Origin of the sequence: Streptomyces virginiae (genome assembly GCF_041432505.1) — a bacterium.
GTDB classification, from domain to species: domain Bacteria; phylum Actinomycetota; class Actinomycetes; order Streptomycetales; family Streptomycetaceae; genus Streptomyces; species Streptomyces virginiae_A.
Genome location: NZ_CP107871.1, coordinates 6,221,713 through 6,248,412 on the forward strand (window position 1 = coordinate 6,221,713; position 26,700 = coordinate 6,248,412).

Annotated in this window: 21 protein-coding genes; 17 read left to right on the forward strand and 4 right to left on the reverse strand. The window is 72.6% G+C overall.

What is annotated here, in order from left to right; translation table 11 throughout:
- The first annotated feature begins 236 nt into the window (after positions 1–236).
- The 9 genes from OG624_RS29105 (at position 237) to OG624_RS29145 (ending at position 12,640) form a co-directional block, all read left to right on the forward strand.
- A complete protein-coding gene (locus OG624_RS29105; RefSeq protein ID WP_352163813.1) occupies positions 237–1,682 on the forward strand; it encodes an aldehyde dehydrogenase family protein in 1,446 nt (481 codons plus the stop codon).
- 311 nt (positions 1,683–1,993) lie between these two features.
- Entirely contained in the window at positions 1,994–3,925 is a 1,932-nt protein-coding gene (locus OG624_RS29110; protein ID WP_033222993.1) for an acyl-CoA dehydrogenase family protein, read from the forward strand.
- Positions 3,926–4,016: 91 nt separating this feature from the next.
- Positions 4,017–5,345, forward strand: a complete 1,329-nt coding sequence (locus OG624_RS29115) for a hypothetical protein (RefSeq protein WP_352163811.1) — start codon at positions 4,017–4,019, stop codon at positions 5,343–5,345.
- Between the two features lie 21 nt (positions 5,346–5,366).
- Complete coding sequence (dxr, locus tag OG624_RS29120) at positions 5,367–6,620, forward strand: 1-deoxy-D-xylulose-5-phosphate reductoisomerase (RefSeq protein WP_371588529.1); 1,254 nt, start codon at positions 5,367–5,369, stop codon at positions 6,618–6,620.
- The gene (locus tag OG624_RS29125) at positions 6,617–7,918 is read left to right on the forward strand and encodes a M50 family metallopeptidase (protein ID WP_033222998.1); all 1,302 of its coding nucleotides are present in this window, start codon (positions 6,617–6,619) and stop codon (positions 7,916–7,918) included. Before dxr ends, OG624_RS29125 begins: the two co-directional genes overlap by 4 nt.
- Positions 7,919–8,092: 174 nt before the next feature.
- The gene (ispG, locus tag OG624_RS29130; protein ID WP_030386345.1) at positions 8,093–9,250 is read left to right on the forward strand and encodes a flavodoxin-dependent (E)-4-hydroxy-3-methylbut-2-enyl-diphosphate synthase; all 1,158 of its coding nucleotides are present in this window, start codon (positions 8,093–8,095) and stop codon (positions 9,248–9,250) included.
- A gap of 154 nt (positions 9,251–9,404) precedes the next feature.
- Positions 9,405–10,247, forward strand: a complete 843-nt coding sequence (locus OG624_RS29135) for a GNAT family N-acetyltransferase (protein WP_033223000.1) — start codon at positions 9,405–9,407, stop codon at positions 10,245–10,247.
- A 99-nt stretch (positions 10,248–10,346) separates the two neighbouring features.
- Positions 10,347–10,889: a GNAT family N-acetyltransferase gene (locus OG624_RS29140; RefSeq protein WP_033223002.1), complete on the forward strand. Its 543-nt coding sequence runs from the start codon at positions 10,347–10,349 to the stop codon at positions 10,887–10,889.
- A gap of 53 nt (positions 10,890–10,942) precedes the next feature.
- Complete coding sequence (locus tag OG624_RS29145; RefSeq protein ID WP_371639973.1) at positions 10,943–12,640, forward strand: proline--tRNA ligase; 1,698 nt, start codon at positions 10,943–10,945, stop codon at positions 12,638–12,640.
- Positions 12,641–12,681: 41 nt separating this feature from the next.
- Here the strand turns inward: OG624_RS29145 and OG624_RS29150 are convergent, their stop codons facing one another.
- The 4 genes from OG624_RS29150 to OG624_RS29165 are packed head-to-tail and all read right to left on the reverse strand — an operon-like array spanning position 12,682 to position 15,609.
- Positions 12,682–13,641, reverse strand: a complete 960-nt coding sequence (locus OG624_RS29150) for a slipin family protein (RefSeq protein WP_266443716.1) — start codon at positions 13,639–13,641, stop codon at positions 12,682–12,684.
- Positions 13,642–13,683: 42 nt separating this feature from the next.
- Positions 13,684–14,586: an aminoglycoside phosphotransferase family protein gene (locus OG624_RS29155; RefSeq protein ID WP_371588531.1), complete on the reverse strand. Its 903-nt coding sequence runs from the start codon at positions 14,584–14,586 to the stop codon at positions 13,684–13,686.
- A 16-nt stretch (positions 14,587–14,602) separates the two neighbouring features.
- Positions 14,603–15,070: a ferritin-like domain-containing protein gene (locus tag OG624_RS29160; protein ID WP_033223010.1), complete on the reverse strand. Its 468-nt coding sequence runs from the start codon at positions 15,068–15,070 to the stop codon at positions 14,603–14,605.
- Entirely contained in the window at positions 15,067–15,609 is a 543-nt protein-coding gene (locus tag OG624_RS29165) for a hypothetical protein (protein ID WP_033223012.1), read from the reverse strand. The genes OG624_RS29160 and OG624_RS29165 overlap by 4 nt, the downstream gene beginning before the upstream one ends.
- A 178-nt stretch (positions 15,610–15,787) precedes the next feature.
- Between OG624_RS29165 and rimP the strand changes: the two genes are divergently transcribed.
- The 8 genes from rimP to OG624_RS29205 all read left to right on the forward strand — a co-directional run bounded on the left by rimP (position 15,788) and on the right by OG624_RS29205 (position 26,696).
- Positions 15,788–16,285, forward strand: a complete 498-nt coding sequence (rimP, locus tag OG624_RS29170) for a ribosome maturation factor RimP (RefSeq protein WP_030386337.1) — start codon at positions 15,788–15,790, stop codon at positions 16,283–16,285.
- 2 nt (positions 16,286–16,287) lie between these two features.
- Positions 16,288–17,304, forward strand: a complete 1,017-nt coding sequence (gene nusA / locus OG624_RS29175; protein WP_033223013.1) for a transcription termination factor NusA — start codon at positions 16,288–16,290, stop codon at positions 17,302–17,304.
- Positions 17,305–17,449: 145 nt separating this feature from the next.
- The gene (locus OG624_RS29180; RefSeq protein ID WP_078909439.1) at positions 17,450–17,743 is read left to right on the forward strand and encodes a YlxR family protein; all 294 of its coding nucleotides are present in this window, start codon (positions 17,450–17,452) and stop codon (positions 17,741–17,743) included.
- A gap of 140 nt (positions 17,744–17,883) precedes the next feature.
- Complete coding sequence (gene infB / locus OG624_RS29185; protein ID WP_371593563.1) at positions 17,884–21,018, forward strand: translation initiation factor IF-2; 3,135 nt, start codon at positions 17,884–17,886, stop codon at positions 21,016–21,018.
- A 160-nt stretch (positions 21,019–21,178) separates the two neighbouring features.
- Entirely contained in the window at positions 21,179–21,472 is a 294-nt protein-coding gene (locus tag OG624_RS29190) for a DUF503 domain-containing protein (RefSeq protein WP_030161467.1), read from the forward strand.
- Between the two features lie 28 nt (positions 21,473–21,500).
- Positions 21,501–21,947 (forward strand): 30S ribosome-binding factor RbfA, encoded by a 447-nt coding sequence (gene rbfA / locus OG624_RS29195; RefSeq protein WP_033223015.1) that lies wholly within the window; start codon positions 21,501–21,503, stop codon positions 21,945–21,947.
- Positions 21,944–22,849, forward strand: a complete 906-nt coding sequence (gene truB, locus OG624_RS29200; RefSeq protein WP_033223017.1) for a tRNA pseudouridine(55) synthase TruB — start codon at positions 21,944–21,946, stop codon at positions 22,847–22,849. The genes rbfA and truB overlap by 4 nt, the downstream gene beginning before the upstream one ends.
- A gap of 232 nt (positions 22,850–23,081) precedes the next feature.
- On the forward strand, positions 23,082–26,696 hold the full coding sequence (locus OG624_RS29205; RefSeq protein ID WP_371639974.1) for a serine protease: 3,615 nt from the start codon (positions 23,082–23,084) through the stop codon (positions 26,694–26,696).
- Positions 26,697–26,700 lie beyond the last annotated feature (4 nt).

Genomic DNA, 26,700 nt, shown 5'->3' on the forward strand with positions numbered 1-26,700 from the left:
ACGCTCCGCGTCGCCTCGCTCGTCCGCCTTGCGATACACGGCACCGACCACCGCTCCCTGTTCCGCCCCGATCGACAAGACACCCCCTAGGGGCCCCGCTCGGCGCGCAGGACAGTGACAAAGCGGCGAAGCGCGACGACCCGCCGCTCCATCAGGGACAAACGCCGAAACCCCGACGGAGTTCTACGGTGGAGGGGTCAGGACCCACCGCACACTCTCGAAGGGCCGGGATTCGCATGACTTCCACCCACGCCTTCTGGCTCGCCGGCCGCCAGGCCACCGGCGAGGACAGCTTCGACGTCCACTCCCCGTGGGACGGCCGACTGGTCGGCACGGTCAGCGTGCCCACCGACGAGCAGGTCGAAGAGGCCGTGGCCGCGGCGTACGCCGTGACGGCGGAGTTCTCCGCGACCCCCGCCCACGTCCGCGCCGCCGCCCTGGACCACGTCTCCAAGCGGCTCGCCGAGCGCACCGAGGAGATCGCCCAGCTGATCTCCGCCGAGAACGGCAAGCCCGTCAAGTGGGCCCGCGGCGAGGTCGGCCGTGCGGTGTCCGTGTTCCGCTTCGCCGCCGAAGAGGCCCGCCGCTTCAACGGTGGAGAGGCCCAGCGCCTGGACACCGACGCCGGTGGTGTCGGCCGTCTCGCGCTGACCCGCCGCTTCGTCAAGGGCCCGGTCCTCGGCATCGCGCCGTTCAACTTCCCGCTGAACCTGTGCGCCCACAAGGTGGCCCCGGCCATCGCCGTCGGCGCGCCGATCATCCTCAAGCCGGCCCCGGCCACGCCGCTGTCCGGTCTGATCCTGGGCGAGCTGCTCGCCGAGACCGACCTCCCGGCCGGCTCCTGGTCGGTCCTGCCGGTCGCGAACGACAAGATGCCGGCCCTGGTCAAGGACGAGCGTCTGCCCGTCATCTCCTTCACCGGTTCCGACACCGTCGGCTACGCCATCCAGCAGTCGGTGCCCCACAAGCACTGCACTCTGGAGCTCGGCGGCAACGCCGCGGCCGTCGTCCTGGACGACTGGTCCTCCGAGGCCGACCTCGACTGGGCCGCGACCCGTATCGCGACCTTCTCGAACTACCAGGCCGGCCAGTCCTGCATCTCCGTGCAGCGCGTGATCGCCGACGCCTCCGTCTACGACCGCCTCGTCGAGAAGGTCGTCGAGAAGGTCCAGGCCCAGGTCACCGGTGACCCGTCCGACTCCGCCACCGACGTCGGCCCCCTCGTCTCCGAGGCCGCCGCCCAGCGTGTCGAGTCCTGGGTCGACGAGGCCGTGGCCGGCGGAGCCAAGCTGCTCACCGGCGGCAAGCGCGCGGGTGCCTCGTACGAGCCCACCGTCCTGGCCCACGTGCCGGACGGCGTCAAGCTCGCCACCGAGGAGGTCTTCGGGCCGGTCCTGACGCTGAAGAAGGTCGAGAACACCGACGAGGCCTTCGCCGCCGTCAACGACTCGAAGTTCGGTCTGCAGACCGGCGTCTTCACCCGCAACGTGCAGACCGCGTTCCGCGCCCACCGTGAGCTCGAGGTCGGCGGTGTGATCATCGGCGACGCGCCGTCCTACCGCGCCGACCAGATGCCGTACGGCGGCGTCAAGCAGTCCGGTGTGGGCCGCGAGGGCGTCCGCTACGCGATGGACGACTACACGTACGAGCGGGTCCTGGTCCTGACCGGCCTCGACATCTGATCTCGTACGGCCAAGAGCCGGCGGCCGGAGCCTACTGTGCGGGGGCTCCGGCCGTCCCCTTTTTCCTCCCGGGCTCGGTTCGCCTCCGGGGCGGCCGCGCCGCCTCCAGGACGCCGTGCGTCCTCGCGCTCGGCGTCCTTCGCCGGCGCGCCCCTTCGGCTCACTCGCCTGGGCCAAGCCGCGCGGCCGGGCCGGATTTCCCTCGCTCGGACGGCCCGGCTTTTCCCGGCGGGCCGGAGAGGGTACGACTCACAGGTAGCACCGGCCAGTAGGCCGGTACCACCGACTCCGGCGGCGAGGTGAGTCCCCTCATGTCCGCAACACAGCCCAAGGTGACCGAGCGCGAGGCACGGCAGGTCGCGGAGGCGGCCCGGGAACAGGACTGGCGCAAACCCAGTTTCGCCAAGGAACTGTTCCTCGGACGCTTCCGGCTCGACCTGATCCACCCCCATCCGCTCCCCGCCGACGAGGACGTCCGGCGGGGCGAGGCCTTCCTGGCCCGGCTGCGGGAGTTCTGCGAGACCCGCATCGACGGGGCCCTCATCGAGCGCGAGGCGAAGATCCCCGACGAGACCGTGCGCGGCCTCAAGGAGCTCGGCGCCCTGGGCATGAAGATCGACCCCAAGTACGGCGGTCTCGGTCTCACCCAGGTCTACTACAACAAGGCGCTGGCCCTCGTCGGCTCGGTCAGCCCGGCCATCGGGGCCCTGCTCTCCGCCCACCAGTCGATCGGCGTCCCCCAGCCGCTGAAGATGTTCGGCACGCAGGAGCAGAAGGACGCCTACCTGCCCCGCTGCGCCACCACCGCCATCAGCGCCTTCCTGCTCACCGAGCCCGACGTCGGCTCCGACCCGGCGCGCCTGGCCACCACGGCGGTCCCCGACGGCGACGACTACGTGCTCGACGGCGTGAAGCTGTGGACGACCAACGGGGTCGTCGCGGACCTCCTCGTCGTGATGGCCCGCGTACCTAAGTCCGAGAACCACCGGGGCGGGATCACCGCCTTCGTCGTCGAGGCGGACTCGCCGGGGATCACCGTCGAGCACCGCAACGCCTTCATGGGCCTGCGCGGCCTGGAGAACGGCGTCACCCGCTTCCACCAGGTCCGGGTCCCCGCCGCCCAGCGCATCGGCGCCGAGGGCGCCGGGCTCAAGATCGCCCTGACCACGCTCAACACCGGCCGGCTGTCCCTGCCCGCCATGTGCGTCGGCGCCGGCAAGTGGTGCCTGAAGATCGCCCGCGAGTGGTCCGGCGTACGCGAACAATGGGGCCGACCGGTCGCGCGCCACGAGGCGGTCGGCGCGAAGATCTCCTTCATCGCCGCCACCACCTTCGCCCTCGAAGCGGTGGTCGACCTCGCCTCCCAGATGGCCGACGAGGACCGCAACGACATCCGCATCGAGGCCGCCCTCGCCAAGCTCTACGGCTCCGAGATGGCCTGCCTGATGGCCGACGAACTCGTCCAGATCCGCGGCGGGCGCGGCTTCGAGACCGCCGAGTCCCTCGCCGCCCGCGGCGAACGCGCCGTCCCCGCCGAGCAGATGCTCCGCGACCTGCGCATCAACCGGATCTTCGAGGGCTCCACCGAGATCATGCACCTGCTGATCGCCCGCGAGGCCGTCGACGCCCACCTGTCGGTGGCGGGCGACCTCATCGACCCGGACAAGGCACTCGGCGACAAGGCCAAGGCCGGAGCCCGCGCCGCCGGGTTCTACGCCCGCTGGCTGCCCAAGCTCGCCACCGGCCCCGGCCAGGTACCCGGCACCTACCGTGCCTTCCACCCCGGCGGCCACCCCGACCTGTCCACCCACCTGCGCTACGTGGAACGCAGCGCCCGCAAACTCGCCCGCTCCACCTTCTACGCCATGTCCCGCTGGCAGGGCCGGATGGAGACCAAGCAGGGCTTCCTCGGCCGGATCGTCGACATCGGCGCCGAGCTCTTCGCGATGAGCGCGGCCTGCGTCCGCGCCGAGCACCTGCGCGCCACCGGCGCCCACGGCCGCGAGGCCTACCAGCTCGCCGACGCCTTCTGCGAGCAGTCCCGGCTGCGCGTCGAGGAGCTCTTCGGCCGGCTCTGGTCCAACACCGACGACCTCGACCGCAAGGTGGTCGCGGGCGTACTGTCCGGCACCTACGCCTGGCTGGAGGAGGGCGTCCTCGACCCCTCCGGCGACGGCCCCTGGATCGCGGACGCGACGCCCGGACCCTCGACCCGCAAAAACGTGCACCGCCCGATCCGCTGACCTGCGATCATCGCCGGACGTCGGACAGACGTACGAGGATGAGTACGAGTACTGGTACGCGTACGAGCACAGCGCGAGGCGGACGAGAACGATGTCGACGGCCGAGGAAGACCGCACCAGCCGACGGCTGGCCTGGTGCGTGGCGCACCTGCTACGCCACGCACCGGACCACGTCGTCACCGACATGATCGGCAGGCTGGACGAGCCCACCCGCAAGTACCTGTGCCGGGACGAGTGGCTGTCGGCCTCGACCGTCACGCTGCTCCTGCGCCACGGCGGCGCCACCGACCGGACCTTCATCGCGCGCAACCCCCGGGTCGTCGGCCGGCCGCTCCCCGGCCTGCCCGGACCCGCCCGCTACGCCCGCCGCCGCACACCCCCCGAACTCCTGCCGGTGCTCCGCGCCGAGCTCGGCAGGGACCCCGCCGAGGAACCGTTGACCACGACCGAGCTCGTCGGCCTGCTGCGCCGGCACGGCCGGCGCGGACCGCGGGTCCCGCTGGACATCCTGGCGCTGCGGCACCGACCGGACCCGGGAGCGCTGCTCGCCGAGCACCTGCGCGAGCCGCTGCCGACCGGCGCGGTCGAGGCCCTGCTGCTCGCCCTGGACCTGCCCCTGGAGACCGTCCACGCCTTCCTGGCCGCCCCGCAGGGGCCGTCGGACGGGCGCTCCTGGCACCGGCCCGCCGTCCGCGCCGTGCGGATGGGCCGGGTCACGCACGAGGAACTCGTCACCCACGTCGCCCCCGCGCACCGGACCCTGCTGCTCGCCCGCCTCCCCGACACCGCCGGTCTGCGCTGGACCCTGCCCGAACAGGCCGGCATGCAGACGGCCGTCCTGCGGGCGCTGCGCCCGCTGGGGGACGACCCGCGCCTGTGGGCGGAACTGCTGCGGCACGCCCCCGGACACCAGGGCCCGCTGCCCGCCCTGGTCGCCGCCCTGACCGACGGCACCGTGCCCGAGGCGGCCGACGCGGGTGAGCCCGGCCCCGACCTCGTCCGCGCCGTACGCCACCTGACGCCGACGGCCGGCGAGCCCTACGGGGGCGTGGAACGCGAGCTGGCCCTGACGAGCCTCGCTGTACCGATGGACAGCGTCGCGGAGGACATCCGCTGGGTGCGCGACTGCCTCGACCGCGGCCTGCTCACCGGCCAGGACGTGATCCGGCACAAGCTGCCCGCCTGCTGGGCCCTCGATCAGGACCACTGGCTGGGCGACGTGGACCATCCCGACCGGCACAACCGCCCCGCGGCCGTCCTTGCCTCCCACGCCGAGGCCGACCGGCTGCTGGCCCTCGCCCTCGACGAGGACCCCGAAGCCTGGTGGACCGTGGCCCGTACGCTCCCGGAGTTCGCCGGAACCCTCCCGCACCTGCTCCTGCGGGTAACGGAAGGGGGCTCCGTGTCCGGCCGCTCGTGACTTGCGGCAACAATGGGGGGCATGAGCGACCGCCCAGCCCCCCTCGCCGACCCGCACCTCCTCTTCGACCCCGCGGCCGGCCTCCGGGACATCGTCATCCTCGGGTCCACCGGGTCCATCGGAACCCAGGCCATCGATCTCGCCCTGCGCAACCCCGACCGGTTCAGGGTCACCGCGCTGTCCGCCGCCGGCGGGCGGGTGGAGCTGCTGGCCGATCAGGCCCGGCAGCTGCGGGTCCAGACCGTGGCCGTGGCCCGCGAGGACGTCGTACCGGCCCTGAAAGAGGCGCTGAGCGCCCGGTACGGGCCGTCCGAGCCGCTGCCCGAGATCCTGGCCGGTCCGGACGCCGCGGCCGAACTCGCCGCCTCCGAGTGCCACACCGTCCTCAACGGCATCACCGGTTCCATCGGCCTCGCGCCGACCCTCGCCGCTCTGCGGGCGGGCCGGACCCTGGCCCTGGCCAACAAGGAGTCGCTGATCGTCGGCGGTCCGCTGGTCAAGGCCCTCGCGAAGCCCGGCCAGATCATCCCCGTGGACTCCGAGCACGCCGCGCTCTTCCAGGCGCTGGCCGCCGGCACCCGCGCCGACGTCCGCAAGCTCGTGGTGACCGCCTCCGGCGGCCCCTTCCGCGGCCGTACCCGCGCCGAGCTGGGACGCGTCACCGTCGAGGACGCGCTCGCCCACCCCACCTGGGCCATGGGCCCGGTGATCACCGTCAACTCGGCGACCCTGGTCAACAAGGGGCTGGAGGTCATCGAGGCGCACCTGCTCTACGACATCCCCTTCGAGCAGATCGAGGTCGTGGTCCACCCGCAGTCCTACGTGCACTCGATGGTGGAGTTCACCGACGGTTCCACGCTCGCCCAGGCCACCCCGCCGGACATGCGCGGCCCCATCGCGATCGGCCTCGGCTGGCCCCAGCGGATCCCGGACGCGGCCCCCGCCTTCGACTGGACCAAGGCATCCACCTGGGAGTTCTTCCCGCTGGACACCGACGCCTTCCCCTCGGTGGGCCTCGCCCGGCACGTGGGCACCCTCGGCGGCACCGCCCCGGCCGTGTTCAACGCGGCCAACGAGGAGTGCGTGGAAGCATTCCTGGCAGGTCGGCTGCCGTTCACAGCAATCATGGATACGGTCTCTGCCGTGGTCGATGAGCACGGGACACCTGAGTCGGGAACCTCCCTGACGGTCCAGGACGTCCTAGAAGCGGAGGCCTGGGCCAGGGCCCGGGCGCGGGAGATGGCGGCTCGGGCCGCCGCGGAGGCGCGCGCATGACACTACTGATGACGGTGCTCGGGGTCGTGGTCTTCGCGGTCGGCCTGCTGGTCTCGATCGCCTGGCACGAGCTGGGGCACCTCTCCACGGCCAAGATCTTCGGCATTCGCGTGCCGCAGTACATGGTGGGCTTCGGCCCGACCATCTGGTCGCGGAGGAAGGGCGAGACCGAGTACGGGATCAAGGCCATCCCGATGGGCGGCTACATCCGCATGATCGGGATGTTCCCGCCCGGCGAGGACGGCAAGGTCACCGCCCGCTCCACCTCTCCGTTCCGGTCGATGATCGAGGACGCGCGCTCGGCCGCGTACGAGGAGCTCCAGCCCGGGGACGACACCCGGCTCTTCTACACGCGCAAGCCGTGGAAGCGCGTGATCGTGATGTTCGCCGGGCCGTTCATGAACCTCGTCCTGGCCGTGGCGATCTTCCTCACGACCCTGATGACCTTCGGGCTCAACACCCAGACCACCTCGGTCGCCACCGTCTCGGACTGCGTCATCCAGCAGAGCGAGAAGCGCGACAAGTGCGTCCCCGGCGACCCGGCCGCCCCCGCCAAGGCCGCGGGCCTGAAGGCCGGCGACAAGATCGTCGCCTTCGACGGTCGACCGGTCGGCGACTGGTCCGCCCTGCAGAAGGACATCCGCGCCACCGTCGGACCCGCCACGATCACGGTGGAGCGGGCCGGGCAGCGGGTGGACCTCAAGGCGAACCTGATCGAGAACAAGGTCGCCAAGACGGACGGTAGCGGCCGCTACGTCAAGGACGAGTACGTCACCGCGGGCTTCCTCGGCTTCGCCCCCGCCTCCGGCTACGTACCGCAGTCCTTCGGCCAGTCCGTCGACCGCATGGGCGAGATGATGCAGGCCGGCGTGGAGTCGCTGGTCGCCCTTCCCTCCAAGGTCCCGGACCTGTGGAACGCGGCCTTCAACGGGGCCGAGCGCAAGCAGGACAGCCCCATGGGCGTCGTCGGTGCCGCGCGGGTCAGCGGTGAGATCTTCACCCTCGACATCCCCGCCCAGCACCAGCTGGTCTTCTTCCTCAACCTGCTGGCCGGCTTCAACCTCTCGCTGTTCCTGTTCAACATGCTGCCCCTGCTCCCGCTCGACGGCGGGCACATCGCCGGCGCCCTGTGGGAATCGTTCCGGCGCACCGTCGCCCGGATCTTCCGACGCCCCGACCCGGGCCCGTTCGACGTGGCGAAGCTGATGCCCGTCGCGTACGTGGTCGCGGGCCTGTTCATCTGCTTCACCCTGCTGGTGATGGTCGCGGACGTGGTGAACCCGATCAAGATCACCTAGTTTGTGGGGGCTCTACCCCAGCACCACCGGAGCCGGGCACGGATCGTGCCCGGCTCCCTACGTTCGGGTGGCGGACCCCTCGGATGCACGGGCCGCGCCGTGGTTGGCGTAATCTCGAAGCCTGGAGCCCGCCGATCTCGGGACCTTGATCCACACCTTGGGGTTGCACAGCAGATGACTGCCATCTCTCTCGGAATGCCGGCCGTACCGACGAAGCTTGCCGACCGCAGGGTCAGCCGCAAGATCCAGGTCGGCAAGGTGGCCGTCGGCGGCGACGCACAGATCTCCGTGCAGTCGATGACCACGACCAGGACCTCCGACATCGGGGCGACGCTCCAGCAGATCGCCGAGCTCACCGCCTCCGGCTGCGACATCGTCCGCGTGGCCTGCCCCACCCAGGACGACGCCGACGCCCTCGCCGTGATCGCCAAGAAGTCGCAGATCCCGGTCATCGCCGACATCCACTTCCAGCCCAAGTACGTGTTCGCCGCGATCGACGCCGGCTGCGCCGCGGTCCGGGTGAACCCGGGCAACATCAAGCAGTTCGACGACAAGGTCAAGGAGATCGCGAAGGCCGCGAACGAGACGCGCACGCCGATCCGCATCGGTGTGAACGCCGGCTCCCTCGACGCCCGCCTGCTGAAGAAGTACGGCAAGGCCACCCCCGAGGCGCTGGTCGAGTCCGCGCTCTGGGAGGCCTCCCTCTTCGAGGAGCACGGCTTCGGCGACATCAAGATCTCGGTCAAGCACAACGACCCGGTCGTCATGGTCAACGCCTACCGCCAGCTCGCCGCCGCCTGCGACTACCCGCTGCACCTGGGCGTCACCGAGGCCGGTCCCGCCTTCCAGGGCACCATCAAGTCCGCCGTCGCCTTCGGCGCGCTGCTCTCCGAGGGCATCGGCGACACCATCCGCGTCTCCCTCTCCGCCCCGCCGGCGGAGGAGGTCAAGGTCGGCATCCAGATCCTGGAGTCCCTGAACCTCAAGCCGCGCCGCCTGGAGATCGTCTCCTGCCCGTCCTGCGGCCGCGCCCAGGTCGACGTCTACAAGCTGGCCGAGGAGGTCACGGCGGGCCTGGAGGGCATGGAGGTCCCGCTGCGCGTCGCGGTCATGGGCTGCGTCGTCAACGGCCCGGGCGAGGCCCGCGAGGCCGACCTCGGTGTCGCCTCCGGCAACGGCAAGGGCCAGATCTTCGTGAAGGGCGAGGTCATCAAGACCGTCCCCGAGTCGAAGATCGTGGAGACCCTCATCGAAGAGGCCATGAAGATCGCCGAGCAGATGGAGAAGGACGGCGTCATGAGCGGCGAGCCCACCGTCGCCATCGGCGTCTGATCTCTCCGAGCGATTCCGCGTCGTCAGTGGCCCCGGTACCGTTCCCGCAGTTCGGGGGCGTGCCGGGGCTCTTTCGTGACCTCGGACGCGGCATCCCCGGGCGCCGCCGGGTACAGTGCGGAGATCAGCAGACTTGCATGGTGAGGCCCCAGTGTTGACGCAGACCACCACCCGGGTCCTTGAGCCCAGTGATCTCGACGCCGCGATGGAAATCCTCGGACGCGAGCCGGTCGAGAACGCCTTCGTCACCTCCCGGGTCCAGGTCGCCGGACTCGACCCCTGGCGCCTGGGCGGCGAGATGTGGGGCTGGTACGCCGACGGCGAGCTCCGCTCGCTCTGCTACGCGGGCGCCAATCTGGTCCCCGTCTGCGCCGGCCCCGACGCCGTACGCGCCTTCGCCGACCGGGCCCGCCGCACCGGTCGCCGCTGCTCCTCCATCGTGGGCCCCGCCGAGGCCACCCGACTGCTGTGGCAGCTCCTGGAGCCCAGCTGGGGCCCGGCCCGCGAGGTCCGCTCCCACCAGCCGCTCATGGTCATCGAGCGCCCGTCCACCACGGTCGAGGCCGACCCGCAGGTCCGCCGGATCCGCAAGGACGAGATGGAACTGATCATGCCCGCCTGCGTGGCCATGTTCACCGAGGAGGTCGGCATCTCCCCGATGGCCGGTGACGGCGGGCTGCTCTACCAGGCCCGCGTCGCCGAGCTCGTCGCCAGTGGCCGCTCCTTCGCCCGCGTCGACGACGGCAAGGTCGTCTTCAAGGCCGAGATCGGCGCCGCCACCACCCGCGCCTGCCAGATCCAGGGCGTGTGGGTCGACCCCGAGTTCCGCGGCCTCGGCCACTCGGAGAGCGGCATGGCCGCCGTCGTCGCCTACGCGCTGCGCGACGTCGCCCCCGTGGTCAGCCTCTACGTGAACGACTTCAACACCGCCGCCCGGGCGGCCTACCACCGCGTCGGCTTCCGCGAGGTCGGCGCGTTCATGAGCGTCCTCTTCTGACACCCGCTTCCGACACCGGCCGCACCTGATCGCAGCCGCGGGCCACGGACCTCGGCTGCGGCATTCCGGCAGCCCCGTACCGCGAAGTAAGGTCGCCGCATGCTGCCTTCCGGAGTCCGAATCGCTCCCCTCGACCTCGCCGCCCGCGTGGACGAGGCCCTGCGCGTACAGGCCGTCGCCTTCGGCCTCAGCGAGGAGGAGGTCGGCATCCGGCGCTACATCGTCCAGCGCCACATGACCTGCCGCGGCGCCCGCGCCCTCGGGGCGTTCGCCGAGGACGGGGCGCTCACCGGATTCGTGTACGGGATGCCGAACGACCGCACCCACTGGTGGTCCACCATCGTCGAGCCGTACCTGCGCGCCGGCGGCCACGAGGACTGGCTCGACGGCTCCTTCGTGATCACCGAGCTGCACGTCCACCCCGGCTTCCAGGGCCACGGCGTCGGCCGCGCCCTGATCACCGGCATCACCGACGACGCCGCCGAGCCCCGCTCGATCCTCTCCGCCATCGACACCGAGAGCCCCGCCCGCGGCCTCTACCGGGCCCTCGGCTACACCGACCTCGCCCGCCAGGTCCACTTCCCGAGCGCGAGCCTGCCGTACGCGGTCATGGGCGCCACCCTGCCGCTGATCAGGCGCTGACCAGGCGCTGAAACCGGTACCGCGGGCCGCCGGGCCCCCGGTAATCTCCCGACATGTCTACGCAACACGTGCAGCGCATGTCCCGCCTCATGGCCAAGACCCTCCGCGAGGACCCGGCCGACGCCGAAACCCTCAGCCACCGGCTCCTGGTCCGCGCCGGCTACGTCCGACGCAGCTCCGCCGGGGTGTGGACGTGGCTGCCGCTCGGCAAGCGGGTCCTCGACAACGTCTCGCGGGTCGTCCGCGAGGAGATGGACGCGATCGGGGCCCAGGAGGTACTGCTCCCGGCCCTGCTGCCGAAGGAGCCGTACGAGGTCAGCGGACGCTGGTCGGAGTACGGGGACCTGCTGTTCCGGCTGAAGGACCGCAAGGGCGTGGACTACCTGCTCGGGCCCACGCACGAGGAGATCTTCACCCTCGTGGTGAAGGACCAGTGCAGCTCCTACAAGGACCTGCCGGTCATGCTGTACCAGATCCAGACCAAGTACCGCGACGAGGCGCGGCCCCGGTCCGGGGTGCTGCGCGGTCGCGAGTTCCAGATGAAGGACTCCTACTCCTTCGACGTGTCCGACGAGGGGCTGGAGGAGTCCTACCGGCTCCACCGCGAGGCGTACGTCCGCATCTTCGAGCGGCTCGGCCTGGACCACCGGATCGTGTCGGCCGTCTCGGGCGCCATGGGAGGTTCGGCGTCGGAGGAGTTCCTCGCCCCGGCCGAGGCGGGCGAGGACACCTTCGTGGACTGCCCGTCGTGCGACTACGCGGCGAACACGGAGGCCGTGACCTTCGCCCTGGCCCCCGTCTCCGCGGAACACCCGGCACTGGAGGAGGTGGACACCCCGGACACCCCGACGATCGAGACCCTCGCCGCGCACCTGGGCGTACCCGCCTCCGCGACGCTGAAGAACCTCCTGGTCAAGGTGGACGGCGAGATCACGGCCGTGGGCGTGCCGGGGGACCGGGAGGTGGATCTCGGCAAGCTGGGTGAGCACCTGGCCCCGGCGGTCGTGGAGTTGGTGACGGCCGAGGACTTCGAGGGCCGCCCGGACCTGGTACGCGGCTATGTGGGCCCGCAGGGCCTGGACAAGGTCCGCTACCTGGCCGACCCCCGCGTGGCGCCCGGCACTTCCTGGGTGACGGGCGCCAACCGGGCGGACACGCACGCCCGGAACGTCGTCTGCGGGCGGGACTTCGAGGTGGACCGGTACCTGGACGTGGTGGTCGTGGAGCCGGGCGACCCCTGCCCGTCCTGCGGGGCGGGGCTGAAGCTGGACCGGGCGATCGAGATCGGGCACATCTTCCAGTTGGGCCGCAAGTACGCGGACGCCTTCGGCCTGGACGTCCTCGGCCGCGAGGGCAAGCCGGTCCGGGTCACGATGGGCTCCTACGGCATCGGCGTCTCCCGCGCGGTGGCGGCGCTGGCCGAGCAGACGGCGGACGAGCGCGGTCTGTGCTGGCCCGCGGCGGTGGCCCCGGCCGACGTCCACGTGGTGGCGGCGGGCAAGGCGGTGCCGCTCGCGCTCGCGGAGGAGGCGGCGACGACCCTGGCCGCGGCGGGACGGCGGGTGCTGCTGGACGACCGGCCCGGCCTGTCGCCCGGCGTGAAGCTCACGGACGCGGAACTGATCGGCGTGCCGTGGATCCTGGTCGCGGGCCGCCGCTCCGCCGACGGGGTGGTCGAACTCCAGCACCGCGCCACGGGCACCCGCGAGGAACTCCCCCTGACGGAGGCCCTGTCCCGCCTGACGTCGTAGCCCTGCCGAGCCCCGGCTTGGGAGACGGCTCCGCGCAGCGGCTACTCGCGCAGCCCCTCCCGCTCCTCCTCCGGTGGGGGCGCGTCGAGCATCAGCCCGTCCACCGGCCCGCCGAGCGCGTCCGGCACCGGCGCTCCGTCGAGCGCGTCGGCAGCCGCGTCGGCGACCTCGGCCGGCCCGGGGCCTTCGGAAGCCGGGCCGGCCGGGGCCGGTTCCTTCCGCGCGGGCGCCGCCGCCGGCGGAGGGGCCGAGCGCTCGAGGAAGCGCAGCAGCTCCACCGGGAAGGGCAGCACCAGCGTGGAGTTCTTCTCGGCGGCCACCGCCACGATCGTGTGCAGCAGGCGCAACTGCAGCGCCGCCGGCTGCTCCGACATGACCTCCGCCGCCTCGGCGAGCTTGTGCGAGGCCTGCAGCTCCGCGTCCGCGTTGATCACACGCGCCCGGCGCTCCCGGTCCGCCTCCGCCTGCCGGGCCATGGACCGTTTCATCGTCTCCGGCAGCGACACGTCCTTGATCTCGACCCGGTCGATCTGCACGCCCCAGCCCACCGCCGGGCTGTCGATCATCAGCTCCAGCCCCTGGTTGAGCATCTCCCGGTTCGACAGCAGATCGTCCAGGTCGGACTTGCCGATGATCGACCGCAGCGAGGTCTGGGCCATCTGCGAGACGGCGAAGCGGTAGTCCTCCACCGCCACGATCGCGCTCGCCGGGTCGACGACCTTGAAGTACACGACCGCGTCCACCCGCACCGTGACGTTGTCCCGGGTGATGCCCTCCTGCGCGGGCACCGGCAGCGTCACGATCTGCATGTTGACCTTGCGGAGCCGCTCCACCAACGGAACGATCGTCGTGAAGCCGGGCCCGCGGACCTCCTCGCGCAGCCTGCCGAAGCGGAAGACCAGGCCCCGCTCGTACTGCTTCACCACCCGGGCCGCGGCGCCCATGTAGACCGCGACGCCCACACCCGTGGCGATCGCCGCTGTCAGCAGTTCTTCGACCATGACGGCCCCCTGCCGGACATACCTTGATATCTACGGTATGCCCTACAACCAGGCGGCGAACTCCAGCAGCAGTTCCGCGTCCCTGCGCCGCCCCGCGGCCAGTGCGCGATTACCCGACTCCACCGCCCGGAACAGCGTCCAACCCCGCAGTCGCTCCCGGTCCACCTCCAGCGCGTCCGCCAGCTTGTTCACCCGGCGCCGGGCGCCCGCCGCCCCCGCCGAGGAGGCCACCTGGTCCTCCAGACGGTCCCGGACCAGCCGCGCCAGGTCGTACGCCCGCTCGCCGACCAGCGGATCGGGGCCCACCGTCAGCCACGGGGCCCGCTCGCCCGCGAGCACCTTGCCCTGCCGGAAGTTCCCGTGCAGCAGCAGCTCCTCCGGCGGGCCCGCCACCAGCTCCGCCCGCATCGCCAGCGCCGCGTCCGCCAGCGCCCGGGTCTCCGCCGGAGCCGACCGCAGGGCCGCCGACTGCCACTCGGTGCGCTCCGCCACCGTCTCCCACCCGTGCCCGGCCGGCGGCGCCACCCACAGCCTGCGCAGGGTGCCGCTCGCCTCCAGCAGGGCCTTGGCCTCCGGCAGCGACCGCAGCGACACCTCCGGGTGCAGCCGCTCCAGCAGCAGCGCCCCGTCGTCGTCGTGATGCCGCGTGTCGAGGACCCGTACGGCCCCGAAACCGCCCCAGTGGGCCAGAGCGGCCAGCTCCCGGTCGGGCCGGGCGTGCGGGGGCGCCAGTTTCAGTGCGGCCGGGGTCCCGTCGGCGTACGTGACGAGGACCACCAGGCTGCTGCGGCCACCCGGGGCCTGCACCCGACGGGCCGCCACCCCGCGCCGGGACAGCGCGGCCTCGGTGAGTCGGGGCAACTGCCCCAGCCAGTCCGTGTCCTGCGCCGTCTCCGGCATCTCGCCGAGCGCCCGTACAAGCCGCTGCGGCGGTTCGAAAGCCATGCGTGCGTGGTCCCTTTCAGCTGTGCTGGGCCCGTTGCGCCTCGTCAGCGCGTTCCGTGAGCCCAGGGAAGGCTACGCCGACACCACGCCAGCGTGCCGCGCGCACTGCCGCCGCGTTCAGCGCGTCGGCCGCCTCGCGGCGCAGCGGACCCTCCGCGGCACGCACCAGATCGGAGTACGCGCCGGCCACGCGGTCCTCGATCTCGGCGGCCAGCCGCTCGGCGTCGGCCGGGGTGCGGACCTCGAACGGCAGGGCGTACGCGGCCTCCGCGGGCCGGGGCGCGCCGCCCAGCTCCCGTACGGTCCGGGCCAGCGCGTCACGCCGCGCGAGGTGGACACCGTACGACTCGCGGGCCTGCGCCGCACGGGCGCCGCCGGACCGGGCACCGATCACCCCGTAGCCGTACGCGGCCGCGTGCTCGGCGGCGAGCGCGGCCTGGGCGGCCTCCAGGGCCCGGCCGGCGGGGGAGGGTTCGGGCTTCACGAGGTGGCTCCGGGGTTCGAGGTCAGCAGGTACGCGTGTACGGCGCCGCAGGCGGCGACCGAGGCCAGCAGCCGGGCCAGCTCGCCGGGGGCCCCGGCCAGGTCGATGGTCCGCGACTCGGACAGGCCGCGCTCGGCGTCCGCGAGCGCGCTCAGCGCCTCCTCGGGCTTCGGCGGCACCGGCTCGCCGCTCGCCGCGGGCGCGGCGGCACCCGTACCGCCGGACCGGGACGGGGAGGGGGACGGCGCGGCCGAAGGAGTGAGGGACAGGGCCGCGGTGTGGGCGGCGACGGCGGCCCGCAGCGGGGCGAGCCGCGCGGCCAGGGCCGGATGGGCGGCCGTGGTGGCGTCGTAACGTTCCAGCAGTCGCGTACTGTCACGAACGGCGCTCTCCCGCATCCGCCGTTCGAGTGGAATCGTGACGTCGGCGTCGGAAGCGCCGCCGTCCGAGCACCCGGTCAGCAGCGCGGCGCCTGCCACGCCGGCCGCACCGGCGAGCAGGCTCCTGCGCGAGGGTCTCGAAGGCTGGGTCCAGGACACGGCGACGTCCTCCGGGTGATGACGGGACAGATGGCGGGACTGCCGGCGGGCAGGGTGTGATCACGGTACCCGGGGCCCTGTCCACAGGGCGGACGGCAACACCCTCCGACACCGGATACCCTTTGACCTGACACACGACGGAAACCACAACAGCACACGCGGCCGAGGAGTCACCCGGATGAGCACCACCCAGAGCGACAGGCTGCGCGGACTGCTGGAGCCGCTCGTTGCCGCCAAGGGCCTGGACCTCGAAGAGATCGAGATGTCCCGGGCGGGCAAGCGCCGGATGCTGCGGATCATCGTGGACTCCGACGAGGGCGTGGAGCTGGACGCGTGTGCCGAGCTGAGTCGCGAGGTCTCCGACAAGCTCGACGAAACCGATGTGATGGGTGAGGACGAGTACGTCCTCGAAGTGAGCTCGCCGGGCGCCGACCGCCCGCTGACCGAGCACCGTCACTACGTACGGGCGATCGGCCGTCTCGTGAAGTTCCAGCTCGCCGAGGGCGGGGAACTGATCGCCCGCATTCTCGAAGTCGACGACGAGGGCCTGGACCTCGAAGTCCCGGGCGTGAAGGGCCGCAAGGCGACCGCCCGGCGTATCGCATTCACCGACATCGCCAAGGCGCGTGTCGAGATCGAGTTCAACCGCAAGGACAAGAAGGAAGAGGAGGCGTAGCCGTGGACATCGACATGAGTGCCCTGCGGGGTCTGGTCCGGGAGAAGGAGATCTCCTTCGACCTGCTCGTCGAGGCGATCGAGTCGGCCCTCCTCATCGCGTACCACCGGACCGAGGGGAGCTTCCGCCGCGCTCGCGTCGTGCTGGACCGCACCAACGGTCACGTGGTCGTGTGGGCGACGGAAGACCCGAGGGATCTCGAAGAGGGCCAGGAGCCCAAGGAGTTCGACGACACGCCGTCGGACTTCGGCCGGATCGCCGCGACGACCGCCAAGCAGGTGATCCTGCAGCGTCTGCGCGACGCCGAGGACGACCTGACCTTCGGCGAGTTCGCCGGCCGTGAGGGCGACGTCATCACCGGCGTCGTCCAGCAGGGCAAGGACCCCAAGAACGTCCTCGTCGACATCGGCAAGCTGGAAGCCATCCTGCCGGTGCAGGAGCAGGTCCCCGGCGAGGAGTACACGCACGGCCTGCGCCTGAAGGCGTACGTCGTACGGGTGGCGAAGGGCGTCCGCGGTCCGTCCGTGACCCTCTCGCGCACCCACCCCAACCTGGTGAAGAAGCTCTTCTCGCTGGAGGTCCCGGAGATCGCCGACGGCAGCGTCGAGATCTCGGCGATCGCCCGTGAGGCCGGTCACCGCACCAAGATCGCCGTGCGGTCCACCCGCTCGGGCCTCAACCCGAAGGGCGCCTGCATCGGCCCGATGGGCAGCCGCGTGCGCAATGTGATGGCCGAACTGCACGGCGAGAAGATCGACATCGTCGACTGGTCCGACGACCCGGCGGAGATGGTCGCGAACGCGCTGTCACCCGCGCGGGTGAGCAAGGTCGAGGTCGTCGACTGGGACTCCCGGTCCGCCCGGGTGACCGTGCCGGACTACCAGCTGTCGCTGGCCATCGGCAAGGAGGGCCAGAACGCCCGCCTCGCCGCGCGGCTCACCGGCTGGCGCATCGACATCCGTCCCGACACCGAGGTCTCCCCGGACGCCGACCGCGACCGGGACCGGGGCGGGGAATAAACCGGTACCGTCCGGGCTTGCCCGGACGGTAGACAGGGTGCACGGCCGCCGCCGAGGCGGCGGATACAAGACAACACAACAGCCGTTCGATCTTTCCCCCGCGACTTGTCGGGAGAGAGGTCGGTGCGGGGAGGTAGACTTAGGCGTGTCTGGCCGGACGCAAGCCCGCGCATGCCCCGAACGCACCTGTGTGGGGTGTCGGGAGCGAGCGGCCAAGAACGATCTGCTGCGCGTCGTGGCGGACGGGGACGCATGCGTCCCTGATCCACGCGGCACGAGGCCGGGCCGGGGTGCGTACGTGCACCCCGCCGTGGTCTGCCTCGACCAGGCGATTCGCCGCCGTGCGTTCCCCCGGGCCCTTCGGTCCGCCGGAGCGCTCGACACGGAGAACCTGCGCAAAGCCGTGGCCGATGAGGCCGGGCACACCGTAAAGAAGTAGTACGGCACGGATAACCGTGCGGTCAGGTACCTCGCGAGTTGGAAGTAGGTCGAGATTGCGATGAGCACTCGATGAGTACGCGATGAGTACGCCCATGAAGTAGCGACGGTCCGGCGTAACCCGGACCTAAAAGGAGCGAAGTGGCTAAGGTCCGGGTATACGAACTCGCCAAGGAGTTCGGAGTTGAGAGCAAGGTCGTCATGGCCAAGCTCCAGGAACTCGGTGAGTTCGTCCGTTCGGCGTCCTCGACGATCGAGGCGCCGGTTGTACGCAAGTTGACCGACGCGCTGCAGGGCCCCGGCGGTAGCGCCGGCAAGTCCGCCGCGAAGCCGGGTGCGCCTCGCAAGGCCGCCCCCGCCAAGCCCGGGGCTCCCACCCCGGGTGCCGCTGCACGTCCCGCTGCGCCGAAGCCCGGCGCACCGGCCCCCAAGCCGGTCGTCGCGGAGGCTCCGGCCACCGCAGCGCCCGCACCGGTGACTCCGGCCGCCTCCGGCCCGCGTCCCGGCCCGAAGGCTCCGGCCGCCCCGAAGCCCGCTCCGGCGGCGCCCGTGGCGACCGAGTTCTCCGCGCCTCCGGCGGCCCCGGCCGCCCCGGCGCGCACCGAGCGTCCCGCCGCGGCTCCCGGCCCCCGTCCGGCGCAGCAGCGTCCGGCACAGGGTCAGGGTGGCCAGGGCGGTGCCCGTCCCGGCGCCCCGCGCCCGGCCGGGGCCACTCCCGGTGCCCCGTCGCAGCGTCCCTCCGGAGCCCCCGGCTCCCAGGCGCCGCGTCCGCAGGGTGCCCGTCCGGCGGGTCCCCGTCCGGGCAACAACCCCTTCACCTCCGGCGGCTCCACCGGAATGGCGCGCCCCCAGGCGCCCCGTCCGGCCGGCGCGCCCCGTCCCGGTGCCCCCGGCGCCGGTGGCGGCCAGGGTGCTCCCCGCCCGCAGGGTGGTCCCGGCGGCGCTCCGCGTCCGCAGGGTCCCGGCGGCGCCCGTCCGACCCCGGGCGGCATGCCGCGTCCGCAGGGCGGCGCCCCGCGTCCCGGTGGTGCTCCCGGTGGTAACCGTCCGAACCCGGGCATGATGCCGCAGCGTCCCGCTGCCGGTGGTCCCGGTCCCCGTCCCGGTGGCGGCCCCGGTGGCCGTGGTCCCGGTGCGGGCGGCGCAGGTCGTCCCGGCGGTGCCGGTCGTCCCGCGGGCGGCGGCTTCGCCGGTCGTCCGGCCGGTCCGGGCTCGCGTCCCGGCGGCGGTGGCGGCTTCGGCGGCCCGCGTCCCGGTGGCGGCGGCTTCGGTGGCGGTCCGGCCGGTGCCGGTGGCGGCGGTCGTCCCGGCTTCGGTGGTCGTCCCGGTGGTCCCGGTGCCCGTGGTGGCACGCAGGGTGCCTTCGGTCGTCCCGGTGGTCCGGCCCGTCGTGGTCGCAAGTCCAAGCGTCAGAGGCGCCAGGAGTACGAGGCCATGCAGGCCCCGTCCGTCGGCGGCGTGATGCTGCCGCGCGGTGGCGGCGAGACCGTGCGCCTGTCGCGCGGTGCCTCCCTCACCGACTTCGCGGAGAAGATCAACGCCAACCCGGCGTCGCTCGTCGCCGTGATGATGAACCTCGGCGAGATGGTCACTGCCACGCAGTCCGTCTCCGACGAGACGCTCGAGATGCTGGCCGGCGAGATGAACTACGTCGTCCAGATCGTCAGCCCGGAGGAAGAGGACCGCGAGCTCCTCGAGGGCTTCGACATCGAGTTCGGCGAGGACGAGGGCGGCGAGGAATACCTCATGCCGCGTCCGCCGGTCGTGACCGTCATGGGTCACGTCGACCACGGTAAGACCCGACTGCTCGACGCCATCCGCAAGACGAATGTCGTCGCGGGCGAGGCCGGTGGCATCACGCAGCACATCGGTGCGTACCAGGTCTCCACCGAGGTCAACGACGAAGAGCGCAAGATCACCTTCATCGACACCCCGGGTCACGAGGCGTTCACCGCCATGCGTGCCCGTGGTGCGAAGTCGACCGACATCGCGATCCTCGTGGTCGCGGCCAACGACGGCGTCATGCCGCAGACGATCGAGGCGCTCAACCACGCCAAGGCCGCCGGCGTCCCGATCGTCGTCGCGGTCAACAAGATCGACGTCGAGGGTGCCGACCCGGTCAAGGTGCGCGGTCAGCTCACCGAGTTCGGTCTGGTCGCCGAGGAGTACGGCGGCGACACGATGTTCGTCGACATCTCCGCCAAGCAGGGTCTGCACATCGACTCCCTGCTCGAGGCCGTCGTCCTCACCGCCGACGCCTCGCTCGACCTCCGCGCCAACCCGGAGCAGGACGCTCAGGGTATTGCGATCGAGTCCCACCTCGACCGCGGCCGCGGTGCCGTCGCCACCGTCCTCGTCCAGCGCGGTACCCTCCGCGTCGGCGACACGATGGTCGTGGGCGACGCCTACGGTCGTGTGCGCGCCATGCTCGACGACAAGGGCAACAACGTCGAGGAAGCGGGTCCGTCGACCCCCGTCCTGGTCCTGGGTCTCACCAACGTCCCCGGCGCCGGCGACAACTTCCTCGTCGTCGACGAGGACCGTACGGCCCGTCAGATCGCCGAGAAGCGTGCTGCGCGTGAGCGCAACGCCAACTTCGCCAAGCGCGTCCGTCGCGTGTCCCTCGAGGACCTCGACTCCGTGCTCAAGGCCGGTCTGGTCCAGGAACTCAACCTCATCATCAAGGGCGACGCGTCCGGTGCGGTCGAGGCTCTCGAGTCCTCGCTGCTCCAGCTCGACGTCGGTGAAGAGGTCGACATCCGGGTCCTGCACCGCGGTGTGGGTGCGGTCACCGAGTCCGACATCTCGCTGGCGATGGGCTCCGACGCCATCGTCATCGGTTACAACGTCCGTGCGGCCGGCCGTGCCGCGCAGATGGCGGACCGCGAGGGCGTCGACGTTCGCTACTACTCGGTGATCTACCAGGCCATCGAGGAGATCGAGGCGGCCCTGAAGGGTCTCCTCAAGCCGGAGTACGAAGAGGTCGAGCTCGGTACGGCGGAGGTCCGCGAGATCTTCCGCTCGTCCAAGCTGGGCAACATCGCCGGTGTCCTCATCCGGTCCGGCGAGGTCAAGCGCAACACCAAGGCGCGGCTCCTGCGCGATGGCAAGGTCATCGCCGAGAACCTCAACATCTCGGGTCTGCGCCGCTTCAAGGACGACGTCACCGAGATCCGTGAGGGCTTCGAGGGTGGTATCAACCTCGGTTCCTACAACGACATCAAGATCGACGACGTCATCGCGACGTACGAGATGCGCGAGAAGCCGCGCGCGTAAGCGCGAGGCACATCGCACCGTGTCGTAGCTCGTCACACCGGGGCCGGTCGGCGGAATATCCGTCGATCGGCCCCGGCCGTTGCGTGTACGGTTCTGGTGACCCTGCCGAGCGACGGCCGGCAGGCCACCGAACCCGCACCGGCGGGATATCCGGAACTGCATGTACGTGGGGACTCTGTCCTTCGATCTGCTCCTCGGCGACGTCCACTCGCTGAAGGAGAAACGCTCCGTGGTCCGGCCCATCGTGGCCGAGCTCCAACGCAAGTTCTCCGTGAGCGCGGCTGAAGTGGGCGACCAGGACCTGCACCGCAGGGCCCGTATAGGGGTCGCCCTGGTGAGTGGGGACACGGGGTTCCTCTCGGACGTACTGGACCGCTGCGAGCGGCTGGTCGCGGCGCGTCCGGAAGTGGAGCTGCTGTCCGTACGACGGCGCCTCCACGGTGATGAAGACTGATAGCAAGACATAAGAAGGAGACGGACCAGTGGCCGACAATGCGCGGGCGAAGAAGCTGGCGGACCTCATCCGGGAGGTGGTGGCCGAGAAGCTGCTCCGCGGTGTCAAGGACCCCCGCCTCGGTACGCACGTGACCATCACGGACACCCGGGTCACCGGCGACCTGCGGGAGGCCACGGTCTTCTACACGGTCTACGGTGACGACGAGGACCGGGCCAGCGCGGCGGCGGGCCTGGAGAGCGCCAAGGGCGTACTGCGTTCCGCGGTCGGCCGGGCGGCGGGCACCAAGTTCACGCCCACCCTGACCTTCGTCGCGGACGCCCTCCCGGAGAACGCCAAGACCATCGAGGACCTCCTCGACAAGGCGCGCTCCTCCGACGCCCAGGTGCGCGAGGTGTCCTCCGGCGCCCAGTACGCCGGCGACGCCGACCCGTACAAGAAGCCGGGCGACGACGAGGACGCAGCCGCCGAATGAGCAACGCAGGGAAGACGCCGGACGGCCTTGTCATCGTCGACAAGCCGTCCGGCTTCACTTCGCACGACGTGGTCGCCAAGATGCGCGGGATCGCCAAGACCCGCCGCGTCGGCCACGCGGGAACACTGGACCCGATGGCGACGGGCGTCCTCGTCCTCGGCGTCGAGAAGGCCACCAAGCTCCTCGGCCACCTCGCGCTCACCGAGAAGGAGTACCTCGGCACGATCCGCCTGGGCCAGGACACCCTGACGGACGACGCCGAAGGCGAGATCACCTCGTCCGCGGACGCCTCCGGGGTCACCCGGGAAGCCGTGGACGCGGGTATCGCCAAGCTGACCGGCGAGATCATGCAGGTCCCGTCCAAGGTCAGCGCCATCAAGATCAAGGGTGTGCGTTCCTACAAGCGCGCCCGCGACGGCGAGGACTTCGAGATCCCGGCCCGCCCGGTCACGATCTCCTCCTTCCAGGTGTACGACATGCGCGAGGCGGAGGCCGAGGACGGCACCAAGGTCGTCGACCTCGTCGTCTCCGTCGTCTGCTCCAGCGGTACGTACATCCGCGCCCTCGCCCGTGACCTGGGCGCCGACCTCGGCGTCGGCGGACACCTGACCGCGCTGCGCCGCACGCGGGTGGGCCCCTACAAGCTCGACAAGGCGCGGACCCTGGACCAGCTCCAGGAGGAGCTGACCGTCATGCCCATCGGCGAGGCGGCCGCCGCGGCCTTCCCCCGCTGGGACCTGGACGCCCGGCGGGCCTCGCTGCTCGCCAACGGCGTGCGGATCGACATGCCGCAGGAGTACGAGTCCGGCCGCACGGTCGCGGTCTTCGGACCGGAGGGCCAACTGCTCGGTCTCGTCGAGAGCAAGAACGGAAAGGCGAAGTCCCTCGCGGTCTTCGTCTGACGATCGGATGTTGACGTGGAGCGGTGAGCGCACAAGGACTGCCGCTCACCGCTCCACGACCCCCCTCGGGTAGGTCTCTATCCACCCTGACCCCTGTATTCACCCGTCCGAGCAGGCGCTCGGAGTGAATGGAGGGAGCGTAAGGGGGCGCTTTCGCCTCGCGTGCTTTTCGTGCTGATCTTCACCTGCCTACCGTCGTGAGCACGGGGCGTTGCGGGGGAGTGGTGCGGCCATGGCGGAGCTCGTCAAAATCTGCGATCCGGCCGGGCGGGAGCGCGGCAGCGGGTTCGTCGCGGACGACCGCGGGACGGTCGTCACCAGTCACGAGGCCGTCGACGGCCTGCCCCGGGTCGTGCTGCACGCCCCCGGCCGGACCTGGCTGGCCGAGGCGGCCGACGTGACCGCGCTGCCGGCCCTCGCGCTGGCCCTCATCCGCACGGACGGGCTCGGGCTGCGGCCGCTTCCGGTGGCGCCGCGCGAGGTGATCGATCCCGGGACCTACGTACGGCTGCCCGCGCGGGGATGGCGGCAGGCGCGGGTACTGGGCGGTACGGAGGTCGACTACCCGGCGACGGACCGGTCCCACGCGGTGCCCTCGGGCGTGGCCGTGGAGCTGGCGATCGGCACCGACGGCCGGGACGCGCTACGGCTGGGCGGGGAGGCCTGCGGGGGCCCCGTCCTCGACGCCGATTCCGGAGCGGTGCTCGCCGTGGTGGGCACCGCCTTGCGGGCGGAGCACCGCTCCGGAGGCTTCGCGGTGGCCCTGCGGGCGGCGGCCGGGGCCGATCCGCACGGCCCGCTGGCCGCACTGCTGGAACGCAACGCCGCGACCGTGCCCGGCCACGGAGCCGACCTGAACCTCGCCGGGGCACTGGAACTGACCGCGACCACACTGGGCGCCTCCCTCCTCCCGGACGGCCCCGAACCCGTGGAACGCCCGGGCATCGCCGCCGAACTGGACGCCTTCACCACCGGGGACCGCCCGGTCCTCGGCCTCGTCGGGGACCCCGGCACGGGCCGCACCACGGAGCTCGCGGCCCTGGCCGTACGCCGCGCACGGGGCGCCTGCCCGGCCCCGACGCTGTGGCTGCGCGGCGCGGACCTGCGCGCCACCGACACCTCCCTGGCCGACGCGGCCACCCGCGCCCTCACGGCGGCGGCCCGCATCGTGGGGTCGGCCGTTTCCCCCGAGGACGGAGCAGACCGGAGCACCGGTTCCGACGGTCCCGAGCGCGACGCTGCGGGATCGGCCGGTTCCGACGGGGCCGGGGGCGTGTCGGGGCGCTCCCCACAGGGCGCCGAACGCAGTGCCGCCCGACGTTCCGACCCCGCGTCACGTTCGGCGCCCGAGGAGACGCCCCGGCGCGCACCCGGCCCCGGCGGGACCCCGCCCGACGCCCGGCCCGGCCGAACGCCGGCCACCCCCGGCGGAACCACCCCGGCCGACGGGTGCGGCCGACCGGTCCCGGCGGGAGCCGCAGCGCACCTCGCCGACGTCGTCGCCCGCGCCGGCCGCCGCCTCCTCGTCGTCCTCGACGCCCCGGAGGAGATGCCGCCGGAGCTCGCCCACCGACTCGCCCCCTGGACCACCGCCACCGCAGCATGGCTGCAAGCCACCGGCACCCGGCTGGTCGTCGCCGCCCGACCCGAGTACTGGGAGGGGGCCGGCGCCCTCTACCCGCCCGAGGCACTGCACACCCCGGCCCGCTCCGCCCGACGGCTGCCCCCCGCCCTTCCGCTCGCGGACCTCGACGCCGCCGAGGCCGAGACCGCCCGGGCCCGCCTCGGCATCCCCGCCGACGCCGTCCGGGAGGCCGACGCCCGGCATCCGCTCACCCTGCACCTGCTCGCCGGGATCCGGGCCGCAGAGGTCACCACCGGCCGGCCAGGCCGCGACGAGGTCTTCGCCGCGCACCTGGACCTGCTGTGCCTGCGCACCGCCGTCCGCATCGCCGCGGCCTGTGCCGACGCCGGGGGCGCCCGGGTCCACGGACCCGGCGTCAAGCGGCTCGCCGCACGCGTGGCCGGCCGCGTCCACGAGGCCGCGCGGCGCGCTCTGGGACCCGGTCAGGGGCAACTGGACCGGGCCTCCTTCGAGGAACTGTTCCCCTGGCGCACCGGCTGGGCCTCCGCCGTGCTCACCGAAGGACTGCTGGTGCCCGCCGGGCCCGGCTACCGCTTCGCCCACGAGGAGCTGTCCGACTGGATCCAGGCCGGTCACCTGGACGTGCCGACCGCCCTCGGCCTGCTCGTCCACGGCCCGGCCGAGCCCGGGCTGCCCGTGCCCCGACACCGGATCGGGCCCGTCCTGGAGGCCCTGCGCCGGCTCGCCCCCGACCGGCTGCGCGGCGAGCTCACCGGGCTGGTCCACCGGCTCAACCGCTTCACCGAGGAACCGGAGCGGGCCGGCCCGGACCGCGCCTGGTGGGCCGCCCGGCTGCTGCGCGAGACCCTGCTCCGGGCCCCCGACGCACGGCCCCACCTGCCCGTCCTGCACGCCCTCGCCGAGCACGTGGCCCGGGCCGGCCCGGGGGAGTTCGGCGGCTGGTTCTGGAACCGGCTCCGGCTGCCCGAGCCCGACCGCCTCGACCTGTTGCGCCGGCTGCTGCCCGCCGACCCCGCCGAGGCGGTTCCCGGAGACCGCTACCTCGATGCCGCCGCCCGCCGCCTCGCCCGGGACCCGCGGCGCGCCCAGCCGCTGCTCTGCGCCTGGTTCACCGACGGGCGCCGGCTGCGCGGCCGCCCCGGGGCCACCGTCGCCACCGCCGCCCAGGCCCTGCTGCACACCCACCGCGGCCTCGCCGTGGACGACCTCACCGAGGCGCTCGTCGCCGCCGCGCACCCGCGCGCCGACGAGCTGCTCGCCGTACTCGCCGAGGAGGAGCCCTCCGCCCTGTGCCGGGCCGTCGACCGCTGGGCGCACGACGAACGCCCCGGGCGGCGGGTCGCGGCCGCCACCTACGGGCAGGCCACCGCCCCGCACGTGCGCACCCCCGCCGACCGCGAGCTGCTGCGCCACGCCGCCCGGGCGCTGCTCGCCCGCCCCGCCGACGCCACCCTGCACGGCAGCGCCCTGGCGATCCTGCTCCGCGACCCGCAGGCGCGCGGCCGCTACCTGCCCGACGCCCTGGCCTGCTTCCGCGATCCCGCATCCGGCTCCCGGCTGCCCGCGGAGGCACTGGTCGCGGCCCTGCCCGTGCTGCCCGATCCGGACGAGGTGTTCGCCGCCCTGCGCGCCCGGGCCGACGGGGAGGTGGTGCGCGCCCTGGCCGCGCTGACCACGCCGGGGCTGGCCCGGCGCGCGGCCGAGCTCGTACGGGAGCACCTCGCGCGGTGTCCCGGGGACGCCCCGCACGCCGCCTTCTTCGTGGACCGGCGGCTCGACCAGGGTCCGGCCGCCGCGTCGGTGGTGCGGCCGCTGGTCCTGGACCTGCTCTTCGGCGCCCCGGCGGGGGTGCGCGCCGAGCTGGCCGTCGTCCTGGCGGCGCCCGGCGGGGCGGCCTCGCACCCGCTGCGCGGGGAGCTGGCCGACACCCTGCTGCGCGAGGAGGCCGATCCGGACGTGCTCGACGTGTTCCTCGGAGCCGTAGCGGCCGGGACCACCGGGCGCCCGCAGGACCGTACCCGCGAGCTGCTGCGGCGTACCGGGCGGCAGCTGCTGCGGGCTCCGGGTGGGCCGGCGGTCTTCGAGCGGAGGACCGTCGAGCTGGCCCGGACCGAGCCGGCCTTCGGGGCGCTGGTGGCCCGCTGGCTGGCGACGGCGGAAGCGGAGGCCGCGGCCCTGCTCGGGCCGAGTGCCCGGCGGACGGTGGAGACCCTGAGCAGGGCGGCCGTGGATGTGACGTGACGAC